Here is a 20,144-nt window from a genome sequence, read left to right as displayed (position 1 = left end):
ATAACCATGACAGCAGCAACTTCCCCGTCCGGCAGGCCGATGCGGGTCCTGATTTCCAGCACATTCGCCTTCACCATCTGTTTCGCGGTCTGGATGATCTTCGCGGTGCTGGGCATTCCCATCAAGGCCCAGTTGGGCCTGTCCGAAACCCAGTTCGGCCTCTTGGCCGCCATGCCGGTCCTGACGGGGTCGCTGGTGCGGGTGCCGTTGGGCATCTGGACCGACCGCTATGGCGGCCGCCCGGTGTTCTTCATCCTGATGCTGCTGGCGGTCGTGCCGATCTGGCTGCTGTCCTATGCCACCGAGTACTGGCACTTCCTGGTGCTGGCCTTGTTCGTCGGCCTGACGGGCGGCTCGTTCTCGGTCGGCACGCCTTACGTGGCGCGCTGGTTCCCGCGCAGCAAGCAAGGCTTGGCGATGGGCGTGTTCGGCGCGGGCAACTCCGGGTCGGCCATCACCAAGTTCGTGGCGCCGGCGCTGATCGCGGCCGCTGGCGGTGCCTGGGTCATCGTGCCCCAGGTGTATGCCGTGGCGTTGCTGGTCACCGCCGTGCTGTTCTGGATGTTCTCCGCGTCGGACCCCGCCCACCGCGTCACGCGCGGCGCGACCCTGTCCGCGCAGTTCGCCATGCTGAAGGACCCGCGCGTCTGGCGCTACTGCCAGTACTACTCGGTGGTGTTCGGCGGGTATGTCGCGCTGGCGCTGTGGATGACCAAGTACTACATCGGCGAATACGGCTTCGACATGAAGCTGGCCGCGTTATTGGCCGCCTGCTTCTCGTTGCCCGGCGGCGTGCTGCGGGCGTTGGGCGGCTGGATCTCGGACCGCCACGGCGCCTACAAGACCACATGGTGGGTGATGTGGGTGTGCTGGGTGGCGTTCTTCCTGCTGAGCTATCCGCAAACCGAATTCACCATCATGACGGCCAATGGCCCGCGCAGCTTCGGCATCGCGCTGGGACCCGTCTCGTTCACCGTGCTGCTGTTCATCGTCGGCATCGCCATGGCGATCGGCAAGGCGTCGGTCTTCAAGTTCATCTCGGATGAGTTCGGCGAAAACATCGGCGCCGTGTCCGGCATTGTCGGCCTGGCGGGCGGCCTGGGCGGCTTCATCCTGCCCATCCTGTTCGGCGTGCTGCTGGACCTGACCGGCGTGCGCTCCAGCGCTTTCATGCTGCTGTACGGCACGGTCTGCGTATCGCTGGTCTTCATGCACTTCAGTTTCCGGCCGGAAAGCGCGGCCAGCGCCTCGGCGGCCGTTCGCAAGCAAACCGCTTGAGCCCGCGCTCGACCCCTTCCACCTAAAGAGAGCCTTCATCATGTCCACTCAAGTCCTATCGCGTTGGGAGCCGGATAATCCCGGCTTCTGGAAGCAGACCGGCGCGCGCGTCGCCAACCGCAATCTCTGGATCTCCATTCCGGCGCTGATGCTGGCGTTCAGCATCTGGATGCTGTGGAGCGTGGTGGTGGTCAACCTGGACCGCGCCGGCTTCATGCTGTCCAAGAACCAGCTGTTCTGGCTGACCGCGCTGCCCGCGTTGTCTGGCGCCACGCTGCGCATTTTCTATTCCTTCCTGGTGCCGGTTTTTGGCGGCCGTAAATGGACGGCCATCTCCACGGCCTCGTTGCTGATTCCGGCATTGGGCATGGGGTTCGCGCTGCGCGACCCGACCACCTCGTTTCCCACGCTGCTGATCCTGGCGCTGCTGTGCGGCCTGGGCGGCGGCAACTTCAGTTCCAGCATGGCCAACATCAGCTTCTTCTTCCCCAAGGAAAAAAAGGGCTTGGCCACGGGGCTGAACGCCGGCATCGGCAATCTGGGCGTATCGCTGGTGCAGTTCGTGGTGCCGGTGGTGATCTCGGTGGGCATCTTCGGTGTTGCTGGCGGCGCGCCGCAGGAAATCACCGTCAACGGCGCGCAGCAGAACCTGTGGCTGCAGAACGCCGGCTTCATCTGGGTGATCCCCATCGCCATCGCGGCCATCGCCGCGTGGTTCGGCATGAACGACATCGCCGACGCGCGCGCGTCCTTCGCCGACCAGGCCGTGATTTTCAAACGCAAGCACAACTGGTTGATGTGCTGGCTGTACGTGGGCACCTTCGGTTCGTTCATCGGCTTCTCGGCGGGTTTCGCCATGCTGACCAAAACGCTGTTCCCGCAGGTCAATCCCATGACCTACGCGTTTCTCGGCCCGCTGGTGGGTTCGCTGACGCGCCCCGTGGGCGGCTGGGTGTCCGACAAGCTGGGCGGCGCGCGCGTCACGCTGTTCACCTTCGCCGGCATGATCGCCGCGGTGCTGGGCGTGGTGATGTTCCTGCCCGTGGGCGGGCAGGGCGGCGATTTCAACGGCTTTCTGGCCATGTTCATCGTGCTGTTCGCGCTGACCGGCCTGGGCAACGGATCCACGTTCCGCATGATCCCCGTGATCTTCCTGCGCGAACGCACGCAGGCGGCAGAAGGCAAGGGCGCGGCGGGCCAGAAGCAGGCCATGAGCGAAGCGGCCAAGGAATCCGCCGCCGTGCTGGGCTTTTCCGGGGCCATCGGCGCCTACGGCGGCTTTTTCATCCCGCGCAGCTTCGGCACTTCTCTGGAAATGACGGGCGGTGTGCAGGCTGCGCTGTATTGCTTCATCGGCTTCTACGCCACTTGCATGCTGATCACCTGGTGGTTCTACGCGCGCCGCAACGCGCCGGTGCCTTGCTGAGCGCGCGCCGCGCGCGCGGCCGGGGTGACTAGTCACTTTGCCGCGCCCGGCCTGTGCCACTGGCGAATGGTCGGGGGACAGCGCCGCGCCTAAAGTGGTTTCAACGGCATTGATCGCAGTACGCGCCGGCCAGGCCGGCGTTCTTGGAGAAACACAATGAGTCATTTTCTGGACCGGCTGAAGTTCATGTCGCGGGTGAAGTCCACCTTCGCGAACGGCCACGGCGAAACGGTCAACGAAGACCGCAAGTGGGAAAACGCCTATCGCTCCCGTTGGCAGCACGACAAGGTCGTGCGTTCGACTCACGGCGTGAACTGCACGGGGTCGTGTTCGTGGAAGGTCTACGTCAAGAATGGTCTGATCACCTGGGAAACCCAGCAGACGGACTATCCGCGCACGCGTCCCGACCTGCCTAACCACGAACCCCGCGGCTGTCCCCGGGGCGCCTCTTACAGCTGGTACGTGTATTCGGCGCAGCGGGTGAAGTACCCGATGATCCGGGGCCGCCTGATGGAAATGTGGCGCGAGGCGCGCAAGACCATGGACCCCATCGCCGCCTGGGAATGGATCAGCCAGGACCCCGTTCGCGCCAAGCGCTACAAGGCCATTCGCGGCCTGGGCGGCTTCGTGCGCGCCGATTGGGATACGGCCACCGAGATCATCGCCGCCGCCAACGCGCTGACCATCAAGAAATACGGCCCGGACCGCGTGATCGGCTTTTCGCCCATCCCGGCCATGTCCATGGTCAGCTATGCCGCCGGCGCGCGCTACCTGAGCCTGCTGGGCGGCGCGTGCCTGAGCTTCTACGACTGGTACTGCGACCTGCCGCCTGCCAGCCCGCAGGTCTGGGGCGAACAGACCGACGTGCCGGAATCGGCCGACTGGTACAACTCGACCTATCTGATGGTGTGGGGCTCGAACGTGCCCCAGACCCGCACGCCCGACGCCCACTTCTACACCGAGGTTCGCTACAAGGGCACCAAGACGGTGGCCGTATCCAGCGATTTTGGCGAAATGGTCAAGTTCGGCGATATCTGGCTGGCGCCCAAGCAGGGCACCGATGCGGCGCTGGCGATGGCCATGGGCCACGTGATCCTGAAGGAATTTCACCTGTCGGCGAACCCGTCGCCGTACTTCCAGGATTACGTGCGCCGCTATACCGACATGCCGATGCTGGTCCTGCTGAAGGAGCGCGATGGCTTTTATGCGCCCGACCATTTCCTGCGTGCCTCGCACCTGGATGGCGCGCTGGGCGAGCAGAACAACCCCGATTGGAAGACGCTGGTGCTGGACGCGCGCAGCGGCGACCTGGTGGCGCCCAACGGCAGCATCGGCTTCCGCTGGGGCGAAGGCGCCGTCAACGGCGGTGAAAAGGTCGGACGCTGGAACCTGGAATCCAGGGACGGCGGCAATGGGCGCGAGATCGAGCCGGCCCTGAGCCTGGTCGGCGCTGGCAGCGATGTGGTCGGCGTGGGCTTCCCGTACTTTGGCAGCGAACACGACGAACTGCTGGTGCGCAACGTGCCGGCCCGCCGCATCCGCCTGGCCGACGGCACGGACGCGCTGGTTGCCACCGTGTACGACCTGCAAATGGCCAACTACGGGCTGGACCGCGGGCTGGGCGGCGGCAACGTCGCGTCGTCCTTCGACGACGACGTGCCCTATACGCCCGCGTGGCAGGAAAAGCACACTGGCGTGCCGCGCGCGCAGGTGATCCAGGTGGCGCGTGAATTCGCGCAGAACGCGCACGATACCGAAGGCAAGTCGATGGTGATCGTGGGCGCCGGCCTGAATCACTGGTACCACATGGACATGATCTACCGCGGCATCATCAACATGCTGATGATGTGCGGCTGCGTCGGAAAAAGCGGGGGCGGCTGGGCCCACTATGTGGGCCAGGAAAAGCTGCGTCCGCAGTTCGGTTGGGCGCCCCTGGCGTTCGGCTCGGACTGGGTGCGCCCGCCGCGCCAGATGAACGGCACGTCCTTCTTCTATGCGCACACCAGCCAGTGGCGTCATGAAAAGCTGAATGTGCAGGAAATCCTGGGGCCGACCGCCGACCGCGCCAAGTATGGCGACCTCAGCATGATCGACCTGAACGCCCGCGCCGAGCGCATGGGCTGGCTGCCGTCGGCGCCGCAACTGCGCACCAATCCGCTGGACGTGGTGGCCCAGGCCGAAGCCGCCGGCGTCGACCCCGTGGCACATGCGGTCGAGCAACTGAAATCCGGGGCGCTGCGCATGTCGTGCGAAGACCCGGACGATCCGGCCAACTTCCCGCGCAACATGTTCGTCTGGCGTTCCAACATCCTGGGTTCCAGCGGCAAGGGCCACGAGTACTTCCTGAAGTACCTCCTGGGCACGCAGAACGCGGTGTTCGGCGACGAGGGCGACGCGATCAAACCCACGGAAGTGACGTTCCAGGACGATGCCGCCGAAGGCAAGCTTGACCTGCTGACCGTGCTGGACTTCCGCATGAGCACCACCTGCCTGTATGGCGACATCGTGCTGCCGACGGCCACCTGGTATGAAAAGGACGATCTGAACACGTCCGACATGCACCCGTTCATCCACCCCTTGAGCGAAGCGGTGCAACCGCTGTGGGAAAGCAAGACCGACTGGGAGATCTACAAGCTGCTGGCCAAGAAGTTCAGCGAGATCGGCGGGCCCTACCTGGGCAAGCGCCGCGACCTGGTGCTGACGCCGCTGATGCACGACACGCCGGGGGAACTGGGCCAGGCCTTCGAGCCCAAGGACTGGAAACTGGGCGAGTGCGACCTGGTGCCGGGCAAGACCGCGCCGTCCATGACCGTGGTCGAACGCGACTACAACGACATCTACCGCAAGTTCACGTCCGTCGGCCCCTTGCTGGACAAGCTGGGCAACGGCGGCAAGGGCATCAACTGGAACACCGAGCACGAAGTGCGCGAGTTGGCCGGCATCAATGAAAGCGTGGCCGAAGCTGGTGTCAGCCAGGGCCGACCGCGCCTGGACACCGCCATCGACGCCGCCGAAATGATCCTGACCTTCGCGCCCGAGACCAACGGTCACGTGTCGGTAAAGGCCTGGGAAGCGCTGGGCAAGATCACCGGACGCGAACACACGCATCTGGCCGCCGGCCGCGAGCACGACAAGATCCGCTTTCGCGATGTCCAGGCGCAGCCGCGCAAGATCATTTCCGCGCCGACGTGGTCGGGCCTGGAAAGCGAAGAGGTCAGCTACAACGCCGGTTATACCAACGTGCACGAACTGATTCCGTGGCGCACGCTGACCGGCCGCCAGCAGTTCTACCAGGACCATCGCTGGATGCTGGATTTTGGTGAGGGTTCCTGCGTGTACAAGCCGGCCATCGACACCAAGACGGTCGCGCCCATGCTGGGCCGCTACCCGAACGGCGAAAAGGAACTGGTCCTGAACTGGCTGACGCCGCACCAGAAGTGGGGCATCCACAGCACGTACTCGGACAACCTCCGGATGTTGACGCTCAGCCGCGGCGGCCCCCACGTGTGGGTGTCGGAAACCGAAGCCAAGCAGGCCGGGCTGGTCGACAACGACTGGGTGGAAGTCTTCAACGTCAACGGTACCTTGACCGCGCGGGTGGTGGTAAGCCAGCGCGTGCCGGTGGGCATGTGCCTGATGTATCACGCGCAGGAAAAGATCGTGAACGTGCCTGGCGCCGAAACCAGCGGCAAGCGCGGTGGTATCCACAACTCGGTCACGCGCACGGTGCTAAAGCCCACGCACATGATCGGCGGCTACGCGCAGCAGGCCTACGGTTTCAACTACTACGGCACGGTCGGCGCCAACCGCGACGAATTCGTGGTGCTGCGCAAGATGAAGAAAGTGGACTGGCTGGATGGCCCGCTTGTTGAAGCCCCTGCCACGGAAGCAACGCAACAAAAAGAGAAGCAATCATGAGGATACGCGCTCAAATCGGCATGGTGCTGAACCTGGACAAGTGCATCGGCTGCCACACTTGCTCGGTGACCTGCAAGAACGTGTGGACCAGCCGCGATGGCGTCGAATACGCCTGGTTCAACAACGTCGAGACCAAGCCCGGCATCGGCTATCCCAAGGAATGGGAGAACCAGGACAAGTGGAAGGGCGGCTGGAAGCGCACCGCCGCCGGCAAGCTGGAACCGCGCCAGGGCGGCAAGCTGCGCATCCTGGCCAACCTGTTCGCCAACCCGAACCTGCCGGCCATCGACGACTACTACGAACCCTTCACGTTCGACTACGAGCACCTGCAGAACGCCCCTTTGCTGCAGACCCCGCCCACCGCGCGCCCGATTTCGGTGCTGACGGGCAAGAAGATGGAGAAAATCCAATGGGGTCCGAACTGGGAAGACGATCTGGGCGGCGAGTTCAGTTCGCGCAGCCGGGACGCGCTTTTCGAAGGCGTGCAGAAAGAGATGTACTCGACGTTCGAGAACACCTTCATGATGTACCTGCCGCGCCTGTGCGAACACTGCCTGAATCCGGCCTGTGTCGCCAGCTGCCCGTCCGGCTCGATCTATAAGCGCGAAGACGACGGCATCGTGCTGGTGGACCAGGACAAATGCCGCGGGTGGCGCATGTGCATCTCGGGCTGCCCGTACAAGAAGATCTACTACAACTGGAGCAGCGGCAAGGCCGAGAAGTGCACCTTCTGCTACCCACGCATCGAAGCGGGCCAGCCGACCGTCTGCTCGGAAACCTGCGTGGGCCGCATCCGCTACCTGGGCGTCATGTTGTACGACGCCGACCAGATCGAGCGCGCGGCGGCCACCGCCGACGAGCAAGACCTGTACGAATCGCAGCTGGACCTGTTCCTGGACCCGCATTCGCCGGAAGTGATCGCCGCTGCCCGCGAACAGGGCATTCCCGAATCGTGGCTGGAAGCCGCGCGCCAATCGCCCGTCTACAAGATGGCGGTGCAATGGCGCGTTGCCTTCCCGCTGCACCCGGAATACCGCACGTTGCCGATGGTCTGGTACATCCCGCCGTTGTCGCCCATCCAGACGGCGGCGGAGGCCGGCAAGATGCCTCAGCGCACCGTGGGCAAGAGCGCCATGATTCCGGACGTGTCCAGCCTGCGCATTCCGGTGCGTTACCTGGCCAACCTGCTGACGGCGGGCAAGGAAGCGCCGGTGCTGCAAGCCCTGGAGCGCATGCTCGCCATGCGCGCCTACAAGCGCTCGGAAACCGTGCACGGCGAACGCGACACCGCCTTGCTGGAGCAGGTGGGCCTGACCGAAGCCACCGTGCAGGACATGTACAAGATCATGGCCATTGCCGACTACGAGGACCGTTTCGTCGTGCCTAGCAGCCATAAGGAAGTGGTGGAAGACAGTTTCAACGAGAAGGGCAGTTGCGGGTTCACATTCGGCAATGGCTGCTCGGGCGGCGTGTCCGAAGGCACCTTGTTCGGACGCAAGCCTGAAGGCAGCGAGATCTTCATCGAGATGCCGAAATCCCGCAAGAAAGCCGCCGTGGCGCGCTAGGAAAGGAGAACTTCATGAACCTGTACCGTTTGCTTTCCGCTTTGCTCAGCTATCCCGAGCCCGACCTGCTGGACGCCCTGGGCGAAGTGGAAACGGCGCTTGCCGCCGATCCCGACGCCGAGGAAGCCCTGCAGCCGTTGATCGCCTACCTGGCCACCAACGGCCTGATCGCCGTGCAGGAGAACTATGTGGCCACGTTCGACCGCAACCGCTCGCATTCGCTGCACTTGTTTGAACACGTGCACGGCGAAAGCCGCGACCGCGGCCAGGCCATGGTCGACCTGTTGGAGACTTACCGCGGCCACGGCTTCGAACCCATCGTATCCGAGCTGCCGGACCATGTCCCGTTGTTCCTGGAGTTCCTGGGCGTCATCGAACCGGACGAGGCGCAGGAACTGCTCGATGAGGCGATCCACGTGCTGGCCGCCATCGGCGCTCGGCTGGCCAAAGGCGACAGCCCCTACGCAGGGATCTTCGCGGTGCTGCGCGCCCAGTCCACCGTGACCCCGCGCGAACAGACGGCGCCGCCCGTGCGCGACATGGACGATGCCATGGAGACCTTCGGCGTCAGCCAGGACGGCGTTGAACCGCTGCTGCGGCCGTTCTCGGGCGATGGCGCGCAAGCCCTGCGCTTCTACCCCCGGGCGCCGGCCGCCCATTAATGCTCAGGACGACGCATCATGAATTCCCTGAATCAGTTTCTCTTTGGCATCTATCCCTATATTGCGCTGACGGTCTTCCTGCTGGGCAGCCTGGCGCGCTTCGAGCGCGAGCAATACACCTGGAAGACAGACAGCTCGCAACTGCTGCACCGCGGCCAGTTGCGGCTGGGGAACATCCTGTTCCACGTCGGCATCCTTGGGCTGTTCTTCGGCCATCTGGCCGGGCTGCTGACGCCTGTCGTGGTGTGGGACACCCTGGGCGTCTCGCACACGCTGAAGCAGGCGGTCGCCATGGCGGCTGGCGGCATCATGGGCGGCCTCTGCCTGATCGGGTTGTTGATCCTGATCCACCGCCGCCTGACTGATCCGCGCATTGCCCGCACGACCCGTCCCGGCGACAAGCTGCTGCTGTTGTGGATCCTTGTCACCTTGCTGCTGGGCCTGTCGACCATCGTGCTGTCGGCTGGCCACATGGACGGCGAAATGATGGTGCGCCTGATGACCTGGGCGCAGCACATTGTCACCTTCCAGGGCGACGCCGCCAGCCATGTCGCCGATGTGCCGCTGCTGTTCAAGATGCACCTGTTCATGGGCCTGACGCTGTTCGTGATCTTCCCGTTCACGCGCCTGGTGCACGTCTGGAGCGGCTTCGCCTCGCTGGGCTATCTGGGCCGCGCGTGGCAGTTGGTCCGTCCGCGCTGAATCGACACGTACCCAGGAGACGAACATGCCTGTCATTGTGAATGGCGTCGAACTGAACGACGCAGATCTGGAACGTGAACTGCCGCTACACGCGGAAGCCGACAATCCGATGCGCCACGCGGTCACCGCGCTTGTCTTGCGCCGGGTGCTGCTGGACGAAGCCGGCCGGCTCGGGCTGGCCGCCGAAGACGAAGAGGGCGCTATCAGCGCCTTGCTCGCGGCACAGGCGCCAGCCCCCCAGGCGGACGACGCCGCCTGCCGCCGCTTCTATCAGATGCACCCGCAACGTTTCATGGTGGGCGAACTGGTCGAAGCCGACCACATCCTGTTCCAGGTCACGCCCAGCGTGAACCTGGACATGCTGCGCGCCCACGCCAACGTGGTGCTGCAGGAATTGCTGGCCGATCCTTCGCGCTTCGCCGAGGTGGCGCGCGAACAGTCCAACTGCCCGTCGGCGACGGTGGGCGGCAACCTGGGCCAGCTGGGCCGCGGCGACACCGTGCCGGAGTTCGAACGCGCCGTCTTCGCGCTGCCCTCGGGCGGATTGCTGCCGCAGTTGCTGCAAACCCGGCACGGCCTGCACATCGTCCGGGTGACGCGCCGCATCGAAGGCCGGCTGTTGCCGTATGAGCACGTGGCGCAGCAGATCGCCATGGCGCTGACTTCGATGAGCCGCGACACGGCCTGGCGGCAGTACACCAAGCTGCTGGTCGAGCGCGCCGACGTCCAGGGTGTTGATCTTGCCGCAGGCGGTGAACCCGAACGCGTCTACGGCGGGAGCGCCGCATGATGGACGAGCCCGCTGCCGGACCTCTGACAGACGGCTTCGGACGCCGGATCGACTACCTGCGCGTTTCCGTCACCGACCGCTGCGATTTGCGTTGCAGCTACTGCCTGCCGAAGGATTTCAAGGGCTTCGAGACGCCGGCCAACTGGCTGCGCCATGATGAAATGGCGCGGCTGGTCGGCGTGTTCGTGGGCCTGGGCATCCGCAAGGTCCGGCTCACGGGGGGCGAACCGCTGCTGCGCCGGGGCGTGGCCGATCTGGCGCGAGACATCGCCGCGATGCCGGGGCTGGCCGACCTGTCCGTCTCCACCAACGGCACGCAATTGGTGCGCCATGCCGAAGCGCTGCGCGCCGCTGGCGTGACCCGGCTGAACATCAGCCTGGACACACTGGATGCCGCCGCCTTCAACCGGATCACTGGCCGGGATTGCCTGGATTCGGTGCTGGCGGGGTTGGCCGCGGCGCGGCAAGCGGGCTTTTCTCCCATCAAGCTGAACAGCGTCGTGCATGCCGCGACGCCGGAAGACGACGTTCGGCGTTTGCTGGACTATGCGGTCGAACAAGGGTTCGTGCTGCGCCTGATCGAGCCCATGCCGATGGGCGAATGCGGCCGGGGCTTCACGCATACGGACTTGAACGCGCTGGGCGCACGCCTGGCGGCGGACGCCGGGCTGGTGCCGTCCCTGGCCGGGTCGGGAACCGGCCCGGCACGGTACTGGACAGCGGGCGAGGGCGCGCCGGTGCTGGGCGTGATTACCCCCATGTCGCGTCATTTCTGCGCCGCTTGCAACCGCGTTCGCCTGGGCGTGGACGGCACGCTATACCTGTGTCTGGGGCAGGAAGCCCAGGTGCCGCTGGGCCGGCTGCTGCGTAGCGGGGCCAGCGACGCCCAACTGACTCGGGCGATTCTGGCGGGCATCGCCGCCAAGCCGGAACGCCACGATTTCGTTACCCGCCCCGAGCGCATCGTCCGGTTCATGGCGCAGACGGGGGGCTGACATGCGAGATATCGAACGGTTCGTCGATGGCTTCCAGCGGTTTCAACAGCAATACTACGAACAGGCGCCCGCGCTGTACCGTAATCTGCGCGACGGCCAGCACCCCAGCACGCTGCTGATCGGCTGCTGCGACTCCCGGGTGGACCCCGCCATGATGCTGGGCTGCGACCCCGGCGACATTTTTGCGGTGCGCAACGTGGCCAACCTGGTGCCGCCCGCCAGCGCCGATCGCGGTCTGCAGGGCGTGCTGGCGGCGATACAGTTCGCGGTGGAGCAATTGCGGGTCAGCCGCGTGATCGTGTTGGGACACGCGCATTGCGGCGGCATCCGGGCGCTGATGGAACGGCGCGCCCGCAGCGATGGCGAAACCGACTATCTCGAGCGCTGGATGGACATCGCGGAACCGGCCCGCCACCGCGTGCTGCGGCAGATGCCGGCCGCCACCGACGCCGAGCGCCGCCGCGCCTGCGAGCAGGCGTCCATCCTGATCTCGCTGCGCAACCTCGAGGACCTTCCTTTCGTGCGCCGCGCGGTCCAGGCGGGCGACCTGACGCTGCACGGCTGGTACTTCGATCTGGTGGCCGGGGCATTGCTGGCATACTCGCCGCGGGCAGACGCGTTTCTGCCCGTAGTCTGTCCCTTGTTTACGGAGCATGCATGACCCCAGTTTTCGGTATTGCCGGCCGGTCCGGCAGCGGCAAGACCACCTTGATCGAAGCGATGTTGCCGTTGCTGGCGGCGCGGGGCCTGCGCGTGAACGTCATCAAGCACAGCCACCACGATTTCCAGATGGAGCCGCCAGGCAAGGACAGCGCGCGCTTCCGGCTGGCCGGCGCGCAGGAAGTGATGGTGGCGTCGCCTTACCGCTACGCCATCGTCCACGAGCTGCGCGATGCGCCGGAGCCCTCGCTGGCGGAACAGCTGGCCCGCCTGTCGCCGGCCGATCTGGTGCTGGTCGAAGGCTTCAAGCAGGCGGCGATCCCGCGCATCGAGGTTTTTCGGCCCGCGCTGGGCAAACCGCCGCTGCATGCGCAAGACAGCAGTTTCCTGGCGGTCGCGACCGACGCGCCGCTGGACGCCGGATTGCCCTGCCTGCCGCTGAACGACCCGGCGCGGGTGGTTGATTTCCTGTGCGGCGCGCTGGGCCTGGAATGAAGGCGTCTACACTGTCAGCCGTACCGCGCTGCCTGCACCGATCGTCATGACGCCTTCCTCACCCATCGCCGGACTTGATGGCCTGCCTTCGCCGCGGCATCGCCTGTCCACGCGCATCATCGCCAGTTCACTGGCGGCGCTGGTGGTAGTTTTGTCGATGATCAGTTGGACGCTATGGCTGTCCTGGCAACTGGAAGGCGCCGGCGCGGCCATCAACGACACGGGCAGCCTGCGCATGCGCGCCAACCGCGTGGCGGTCGAACTGATGCGCCCGCAGGCCGGCCGCGAGGTCCGCACCCAAGAGCAGATCGCGGTGCTGGACGAAACCATCGCGCGGTTGGCGCGGGGCAACCCGGCCAGACCGCTCTTCATTCCCAGCAACGCGGAGATCCGCGCGCAATGGCACGACGTGGCCAGTTACTGGCAAGACGTCATGAAACCGGCCGCGCTGCGCAGCATCGGGCAGCCCGACGCCGCGACGTATCTGCAGACCCTGCCTGAATTCGTCTCGCGCGCCGATACCCTGGTGGGAATGATCGAACAGGACAACGCTGGCAAGACCACGTCGCTGCGGCTGTCGCAGGGCATCCTGGCCGCGATCGCCAGCGCCGGCACGCTGGCGATGATCTATCTGCTGTACTTATGGATCATCGCGCCCGTGCTGCGTTTGCGCGACGGCCTGAAGCGCATGGCCGAGCGCGAATTCAGCACGCGTCTGCCGGTGGAAAGCCAGGATGAATTCGGGCTGCTGGCCAGTGGCTACAACCGCATGGCGGACGAACTGCAAGACCTGTACACCGGCCTGGAACAGCGGGTAGAGCAAAAGACCGCGCAGTTGGCCGCGCAGAACCGCGACATCGGCGCGCTGTACGACATGGCGGCCTTCTTGAACCAGCCGAACGAGATCGAGGCCATGTGCGACGGCTTTTTGCGCCGCGTCATGTTGCAGTTCGACGCTGAGGGCGGCAGCATCCGGGCGCTGGATCCCACCAACGAAAAGCTGAATCTGGTGGTGTCGGTGGGCTTGTCCGACGAACTCGTGGAATCCGAACATTGCATGAAGGTCGGCGATTGCTACTGCGGCGTCGCGACACGGCAGGCGGGTGTCATCGTCATCCAGGATTTCCGCCATGCATCGCCCGAACTGGACTTGAACTGCCAGCGCGAGGGCTTTGCCAGCGTGGCGGTGTTTCGCATCGTGACCCGCGACGAGGTCCTGGGATCGTATTCATTGCATTTCCGCCAGCAACGCCGTTTGGCGCCGTCCGATTCGCAGTTGCTGGAGACCCTGGGCCAGCACCTGGGCGTGGCGCTGGACAACCGTCGCTTAAGCGCGCAGGCCCGGCAACTGGCGGTGGTGCAGGAACGCGGGCTGGTCGCGCAGGGCCTGCACGACAGCCTGGCGCAGGGGCTGAATTTTCTGAACCTGCAATTGCAGATGCTGGACGGCGCGGTCAAGCGCGGCGACCAGGAAGAAATCACCGAGATCCTGCCGTTGCTGCGCACGGGCGTGGACGAAAGCTACCAGGACGTGCGCGAACTGTTGACCAACTTCCGCAGCAAGCTGGGGCAGGGGGATCTGCGGGCCGCCATCGAATCCACCGTGGACCGCTTCCGCCGGCAGACCGGCATCGACACCGACCTGCATTTCGGCGGGGACGAAGGCGGGCCGCTGCCACCCGAGCAGCAGCTGCAGGTGCTGTTCATCCTGCAAGAGGCGCTATCCAATGTGCGCAAGCACTCCGAAGCCAGCCAGGTGCAGATATCGGTAAGCAACGAGCGCGACTTCTCGCTGTTGATCCGCGATAACGGACAAGGTTACGACGCTGCCGAAGTGGCCGAACGCGGCGAGTCCCATGTGGGCCTGCACATCATGCAAGAGCGCGCCGCGCGGATGCGTGCCGTGATAAAACTCGAATCCCAGCTCGGCGCCGGCACGCGCGTCGCGCTGACCTTGCCTGGCAGCGAACGCCAGGCCGCCTGACACGTTCCCAACATGCCTATCCGTATCCTCCTCGTCGATGACCACACGCTGTTCCGTTCCGGCGTGCGCCTGCTGCTGCAACGCCAGCCCGATTTTGAAGTGGTGGCCGAGGCGGGGGATGGTGTCGAGGGCATCAAGCGCGCCAAGGAACTCAAGCCCGACGTGGTGCTGCTGGACTTGAACCTGCCTGGCCTGTCCGGCCTGGAAACGCTGCAACTGCTGACGCAGGATCTGCCGTCCTGTGCGGTCATCATCCTGACGGTCTCGGAAGAGGCCGACGAGCTGGGCCAGGCGCTGCGCGATGGCGCGCGCGGCTATCTGGTGAAGAACATCGACGCCGAAGTGCTGACCACGGCCATCCGCCGGGCCGCGGCCGGTGAATCGGTCATCGCCGAAAGCATGACCGCCAAGCTGGTCGACCAGTTTCGGGGGCAGGCCTCGCTGGCGGCGCAGACGCCCGGCAACGCCGAACGCCACCGGCTGACCGCGCGCGAAACGCAGATTGTCCAATGCCTGGCGCGCGGCGCCAGCAACAAGGTCATCGCGCGTGAGCTTGACGTCAGCGAAAGCACGGTCAAGATCCACGTGCAGAACGTGTTGAAAAAGCTGAACCTGACCAGCCGCGTGCAGGTCGCGGTGTACGCCGTGGAACACGGGCTGCATTCCGAAGAATAGCGCCGCGTTTTCACGGCGCGGGCGCAGCCGGGTTTGATCTGCGACAAGGCCCGGATGGCGGCCGGACCCTAGACTGGCCGGCATGCAAACTCGAACCTCTCCCATAGAGCTCGTGGCCCCCGCCGGCAGCCTGGCTGCCTTGAAAGCCGCAATCGAGGCGGGCGCCGATACCATCTATCTCGGGCTCAAGAACGCCACCAACGCCCGCAATTTCGCCGGGCTCAATTTCACCGAAAACGACATCCGGGCCGGCGTCGACCTGGCGCACCGCAAGGGCCGGCAGGTGCTCTTCGCCATCAATACCTTCGTGCAGGCGGGCCGCGCGCAAGAATGGCACGACGCGGTGGATGCCGCCCACGGGCTGGGCGCGGATGCGGTCATCATGGCCGATCCCGGCCTCTTGGCCTACGCCAGCGATCGCTATCCCGACTTGCGCTTGCATCTGTCCGTGCAGGGCTCCGCCACGCACGCCGACGCCATTGAACTGATGAAAGCGCAATTCGGCATCCGCCGCGTGGTGTTGCCGCGTGTGCTGACCCTGGCCGAAGTCGCCCGCATTTGCGCGAACGTCAGCGTGGAAGTCGAAGTCTTCGGCTTCGGCAGCCTGTGCGTCATGGCGGAAGGCCGATGCCTGCTGTCGTCCTACGCCACCGGCGATTCCCCCAACAACAAAGGCGTGTGTTCGCCCGCCCACGCCGTGCGCTGGGTAGAAGAGAACGGCCGCATGGACGCGCGCTTGTCCGGCATTCTCATCGACCGCTACGAACCCGGCGAGCCAGCCGCCTATCCCACGTTGTGCAAGGGCCGCTTCGACGTCGACGGCGTGGCCGATCACGCATTGGAAGAGCCCACCAGCCTGAACGCCATCGGCCTGTTGCCGCGCCTGGCCGAAATGGGTGTGTCCGCCATCAAGATCGAGGGCCGCCAGCGCAGCCCGGCCTATGTCACGCAGGTGGTCTCCACACTGCGTGCGGCGCTGGACAGCGTGCATGCCGACGCTGCGCGCTTTTCCCCGCGGCCCGAATGGAACGCCTTGCTGGCGCGCCATGCGGAAGGATCCCAAGTCACCCAAGGCGCATTTGAACGTCCATGGAAATGAAACCGACCCCATTCCAGATATCCGTTGGCCCGCTGTTGTATTACTGGCCGCGCCAGCGCACGCTGGACTTCTACGCCGATCTAGCCGACAGCCCGGCCGATATCCTCTACATCGGCGAAACGGTCTGTAGCCGCCGCCACGAACTGCGCGCGGACGACTGGCTGGACCTTGCCCGCGATCTCCGGGACGCGGGCAAAACCGTGGTGCTGTCCAGCCGCACCTTGATCGAAACCGGCGCGGAGGCGCACGCCTTGAAGAAGCTCTGCGACCAGGACGACTTCATGGTCGAGGCGGGTGAACTGGGCGCGATGCGGCATCTGGCGGGCCGCGCCTTCGTGGCCGGCCCGCATGTGAACGCCTATCACGGCGGCACGCTGCGCTGGCTGGCCAGCCAGGGGGCGGTGCGCTTCGTGGCGCCGCTGGAAATGGACGGCGCCACGCTGGCCCGCCTGCTCGAAGAACGCCCGACCGACATGGCGGCCGAAGTGATGGTGTGGGGCCGCATGGCGCTGGCCTTTTCGGCGCGCTGCTTTACCGCCCGGCACTTCCGCCTGAAGAAGGACGATTGCGGTTTCCGTTGCATCGAACATCCCGACGGGTTGGACATGCGCACGCGCGAGTCTCGCGAGTTCCTGGGCATCAATGGCATTCAGGTGCAGTCCGCCGCGTGCCTGGACTTGCTGGCTCAGGCGTCCGAACTTGCCCGCATGGGCGTCGACGTCCTGCGCGTCAGCCCGCAGTCATCCGGTACCCTGGATGCCGTGGAGGCGCTGGACGCGATCCGTGACGGCGGCGCGCCCATGCCGGTTTCTCCGCCCGCCGGCGTGGGCCGATGCAACGGCTATTACCACGGCCGCTCCGGTATCGAACTGCTGGAGGCCACCGCGTGAGTTCCGCCTTGAACTTCGGCCCGCCGGCGTGGCTTGCCCGCCTGGGCCGGCGGCTGCCCGCGCCATTCGTCTCGTTGCACTTCGTCGCCGGCCTGGAATTGTCGCGACGGCTCAATTGGCTACAGCCGCCAGCGGAACTGGACGGCCGCAGTTTCGCGATCACCATTGAAGACCTGGGCCTGCGCAGCGCCTTCACAGTGCGTGGCGGCGCATTCCGGCCCGCCTGGGACCGCGCCACATGTGACCTGGAACTGGGCGCCAAACTGGCCGACCTGGTCAGCCTGGTGCGGGCGGAAACCGACGCCGACACGTTGTTCTTCCAACGCCGCCTGCGGATTTCGGGGGACACCGAACTTGGCCTGATCGTGAAGAACTGGCTGGATGCCGCGCCCCGGCCAGCGTGGCTGGAGCGGCTGCGCGGGGCAGGGGGCTAACGAGGCCGCGGCAGCGCCAAGCCACTACGAAATAAGGGTTTTTACTCATTAGACAAAGTAATACGGCGGATAAGAAATAAGAATTTTTCTTATGGTGGGGCCAGCGCTATAACAGCGGGCTGATAGACCTCAACCTACCTTAAGAGAGATAAACATGAGGGGAACAACTGCGACAGGGCACCAGCCGGTGCGCGCGTCGACCGCCGCCTTCGTCGGTACCATGATCGAGTGGTACGACTTCTACATCTACGCCACTGCCGCGGCGCTGGTGTTCGGCAAGCTCTTCTTCCCGTCGGCCTCCGGCTTCTACGGCACCCTGGCCGCGTTGGGCACGTTCGCGGTGGGCTTCTTCGCCCGCCCGCTGGGCGGCGCGATCTTTGGCCATATCGGTGACAAGATCGGGCGCAAGAAATCGCTGGTGATCACATTGGTGATGATGGGCTCGGTGACCGTGTTGATCGGCCTGTTGCCCACCTATGCCTCCATCGGCTTCTGGGCGCCGGTGCTGCTGATCGTGTTGCGCATCGTGCAGGGCATTGCGGTGGGCGGCGAATGGGGCGGGGCGGTGCTGATGGCCGGCGAGCATTCGCCGGACCAGAGCAAGCGCACTTTCTTCGCGTCCTTTGCGCAATTGGGCAGCCCCGCCGGGCTGATTCTGTCGATGCTGATGTTCAAGCTGGTGACGGGCCTGGACGATGACGCCTTCCTGAGCTGGGGCTGGCGCGTGCCGTTCCTGTTTTCGGCCGTGCTGTTGATCGTGGGTTTCGTGATCCGGCTGAGCGTCAACGAATCGCCCGATTTCCTGGCCGAGAAGCAGGCGCAGGCCGATCGGGCCAAGTCGGCCTCGGCCACCACATCCGCCACGCCCGTGCAGGCGCCGCTTGCCCAGGTGCTGCGCGGCGCGCCCCGCCTGTTGATGCTGGCGGTTGGGGCCAATGTGCTGGGTATCGCGGGCTTCTACTTCACCAACACGTTCATGATCGCCTATACCACGCAATACGTGGGTCTGAACCGCGCGGTGATCCTGGACTGCCTGCTGGTCGTGTCGATCATGCAGTTCTTCATCACGCCGCTGGCCGCCTACGTAGCCAGCCGTGTCGGCAACCTGCGGTTCCTGGGCGCCATGGCGTTCGTATCGATGTTCACGCCCTACGTTATGTTCAACCTGGTCGACCAGGGCTCGCTTACCAGTATTACGCTGGGCGTTGGCGTGGCGGTATTCTTCATGGGCGCCTACTACGCGGTGATCGCAGGTTACGTCAGCGACAGCTTTCCGACCCGCATCCGCTACACCGGCATCTCCATGGCGTATCAGCTGTCGGGCGCCATCTTCGGCGGCTTGACGCCGTTGCTGGGCACCGTGCTGGCCGAGAATTTCAAAGGCCAGTGGTGGCCGCTGGCGTTGTTGTTTTCGGCGATATCGTTGCTTTCCCTGGTTTCCGTCCTGCTGCTAGGCAATGCCGGCCAGCGCACCGAGCAATTCCAACTGAAGGATCAGCAAGCATGAAGGCATTTTTCCACGACGACCAAAAGCTGCACCACCCGCAGACCTATTTTTCGCGCGGCAAGATGCGCACCCCCCAGGAGGTGCCGGCGCGGCTCGATGGCCTGGTGCAGGCGGCGCGCAAGCTGGGATTCGACGTGCAGGCGCCGGCCGATCATGGGGCGGGAGCCTTGTCGGCCGTGCATTCCCTGGACTATCTGCAATTCCTGCAAAGCGCCCATGAAGACTGGATGAAGCTGCCGGGCGATTGGGGCGGCGAAGTCGTGTCCAACGTATTTGTACGCGAACCCAACGCCCTGCGCGGCGTGCTGGCCAAGGCGGGCCGCTACCTGGCCGATGGCAGTTGCCCGGTGGGTCCGCACACCTGGCAGTCGGCGTATTGGGCGGCACAGTGCGCGGTTGCCGGCGCCGAGGCCGTGCTGGCGGGCGACCGCCACGCCTACGCGATCTGCCGTCCGCCCGGCCATCATGCCCGTCGCGACGCCGCGGGCGGCTTCTGCTATCTGAACAACGCCGCCATCGCGGCCCAACGGCTCCGATCGGCATTCGGCCGCGTGGCGATTCTGGATACCGATATGCACCACGGCCAGGGCATCCAGGAGATTTTCTACGAGCGCAACGACGTGCTGTACGTGTCCATCCACGGTGACCCCGAGAACTTCTACCCTGTTGTCGCGGGCTTCGAGGACGAGCGCGGGGCCGGCGAGGGCTATGGCTACAACATCAACCTGCCCATGCCGCACGGTTCCCCCGAGTCGGTGTTCTTCGACCGGCTGGCCCAGGCGCGCCGGGCGATCGACCTGTTCCAGCCGGACGCGCTGGTCCTGTCGCTGGGTTTCGACATCTTCGAAAAAGACCCGCAAGCCATGGTCGCCGTCACGGAAGACGGCTTCGAACGCCTGGGCCGGGAAGTCGGCAGCTTGCGGCTGCCCACCGTGATCGTGCAGGAAGGCGGCTACTATATCGAAGGGTTGGAATCCAACGCGTCGCGGTTTTTCGCGGGGCTGTCCGGCGTTTGAAGCGCGCGGCGCCGGCATGGCCAGCGGGGTTCGACAGCCTTTTTTTCG

The 20,144-nt window shown here is 65.2% G+C and carries 17 protein-coding genes; all 17 read left to right on the top strand.

Features of this window, described 5'->3' with window-relative positions:
- Positions 1 to 6 precede the first annotated feature (6 nt).
- The 17 genes from ACE039_RS02090 (at position 7) to ACE039_RS02010 (ending at position 20,096) form a co-directional block, all read left to right on the top strand.
- Positions 7 to 1,278 (top strand): MFS transporter, encoded by a 1,272-nt coding sequence (locus ACE039_RS02090; protein WP_448710316.1) that lies wholly within the window; start codon positions 7 to 9, stop codon positions 1,276 to 1,278.
- 40 nt (positions 1,279 to 1,318) lie between these two features.
- A complete protein-coding gene (locus ACE039_RS02085; protein WP_485821555.1) occupies positions 1,319 to 2,704 on the top strand; it encodes a NarK family nitrate/nitrite MFS transporter in 1,386 nt (461 codons plus the stop codon).
- 156 nt (positions 2,705 to 2,860) lie between these two features.
- A complete protein-coding gene (locus ACE039_RS02080; RefSeq protein ID WP_485821554.1) occupies positions 2,861 to 6,622 on the top strand; it encodes a nitrate reductase subunit alpha in 3,762 nt (1,253 codons plus the stop codon).
- Positions 6,619 to 8,187, top strand: a complete 1,569-nt coding sequence (narH, locus tag ACE039_RS02075; protein WP_105557212.1) for a nitrate reductase subunit beta — start codon at positions 6,619 to 6,621, stop codon at positions 8,185 to 8,187. Before ACE039_RS02080 ends, narH begins: the two co-directional genes overlap by 4 nt.
- Positions 8,188 to 8,201: 14 nt before the next feature.
- Entirely contained in the window at positions 8,202 to 8,849 is a 648-nt protein-coding gene (gene narJ, locus ACE039_RS02070; protein ID WP_313463286.1) for a nitrate reductase molybdenum cofactor assembly chaperone, read from the top strand.
- A gap of 18 nt (positions 8,850 to 8,867) precedes the next feature.
- A complete protein-coding gene (gene narI, locus ACE039_RS02065) occupies positions 8,868 to 9,551 on the top strand; it encodes a respiratory nitrate reductase subunit gamma (protein ID WP_105557214.1) in 684 nt (227 codons plus the stop codon).
- A 25-nt stretch (positions 9,552 to 9,576) separates the two neighbouring features.
- Positions 9,577 to 10,341, top strand: a complete 765-nt coding sequence (locus tag ACE039_RS02060) for a peptidylprolyl isomerase (RefSeq protein WP_485811850.1) — start codon at positions 9,577 to 9,579, stop codon at positions 10,339 to 10,341.
- Complete coding sequence (gene moaA, locus ACE039_RS02055) at positions 10,338 to 11,336, top strand: GTP 3',8-cyclase MoaA (protein ID WP_485821553.1); 999 nt, start codon at positions 10,338 to 10,340, stop codon at positions 11,334 to 11,336. Before ACE039_RS02060 ends, moaA begins: the two co-directional genes overlap by 4 nt.
- A 1-nt stretch (position 11,337) precedes the next feature.
- A complete protein-coding gene (locus tag ACE039_RS02050; protein ID WP_485821552.1) occupies positions 11,338 to 11,997 on the top strand; it encodes a carbonic anhydrase in 660 nt (219 codons plus the stop codon).
- Entirely contained in the window at positions 11,994 to 12,491 is a 498-nt protein-coding gene (gene mobB, locus ACE039_RS02045) for a molybdopterin-guanine dinucleotide biosynthesis protein B (RefSeq protein WP_448710309.1), read from the top strand. The genes ACE039_RS02050 and mobB overlap by 4 nt, the downstream gene beginning before the upstream one ends.
- Before the next feature lie 46 nt (positions 12,492 to 12,537).
- A complete protein-coding gene (locus tag ACE039_RS02040; RefSeq protein ID WP_485821551.1) occupies positions 12,538 to 14,475 on the top strand; it encodes a type IV pili methyl-accepting chemotaxis transducer N-terminal domain-containing protein in 1,938 nt (645 codons plus the stop codon).
- Positions 14,476 to 14,487: 12 nt separating this feature from the next.
- Positions 14,488 to 15,150, top strand: a complete 663-nt coding sequence (locus ACE039_RS02035; protein ID WP_485821550.1) for a response regulator — start codon at positions 14,488 to 14,490, stop codon at positions 15,148 to 15,150.
- Positions 15,151 to 15,232: 82 nt separating this feature from the next.
- A complete protein-coding gene (ubiU, locus tag ACE039_RS02030; RefSeq protein WP_485821549.1) occupies positions 15,233 to 16,249 on the top strand; it encodes a ubiquinone anaerobic biosynthesis protein UbiU in 1,017 nt (338 codons plus the stop codon).
- Entirely contained in the window at positions 16,246 to 17,139 is an 894-nt protein-coding gene (locus ACE039_RS02025) for a U32 family peptidase (protein ID WP_485821647.1), read from the top strand. Before ubiU ends, ACE039_RS02025 begins: the two co-directional genes overlap by 4 nt.
- Positions 17,136 to 17,573, top strand: a complete 438-nt coding sequence (ubiT, locus tag ACE039_RS02020) for a ubiquinone anaerobic biosynthesis accessory factor UbiT (RefSeq protein ID WP_448710304.1) — start codon at positions 17,136 to 17,138, stop codon at positions 17,571 to 17,573. The genes ACE039_RS02025 and ubiT overlap by 4 nt, the downstream gene beginning before the upstream one ends.
- Positions 17,574 to 17,727: 154 nt before the next feature.
- Entirely contained in the window at positions 17,728 to 19,080 is a 1,353-nt protein-coding gene (locus ACE039_RS02015) for an MFS transporter (RefSeq protein WP_485821548.1), read from the top strand.
- The gene (locus tag ACE039_RS02010; protein WP_105557224.1) at positions 19,077 to 20,096 is read left to right on the top strand and encodes a histone deacetylase family protein; all 1,020 of its coding nucleotides are present in this window, start codon (positions 19,077 to 19,079) and stop codon (positions 20,094 to 20,096) included. Before ACE039_RS02015 ends, ACE039_RS02010 begins: the two co-directional genes overlap by 4 nt.
- Positions 20,097 to 20,144 lie beyond the last annotated feature (48 nt).

It is taken from the genome of Achromobacter maghribensis (assembly GCF_057334215.1).
The sequence above is the reverse complement of the archived record's forward strand: the minus strand, read 5'-3'. Positions and strand labels throughout refer to the sequence as shown.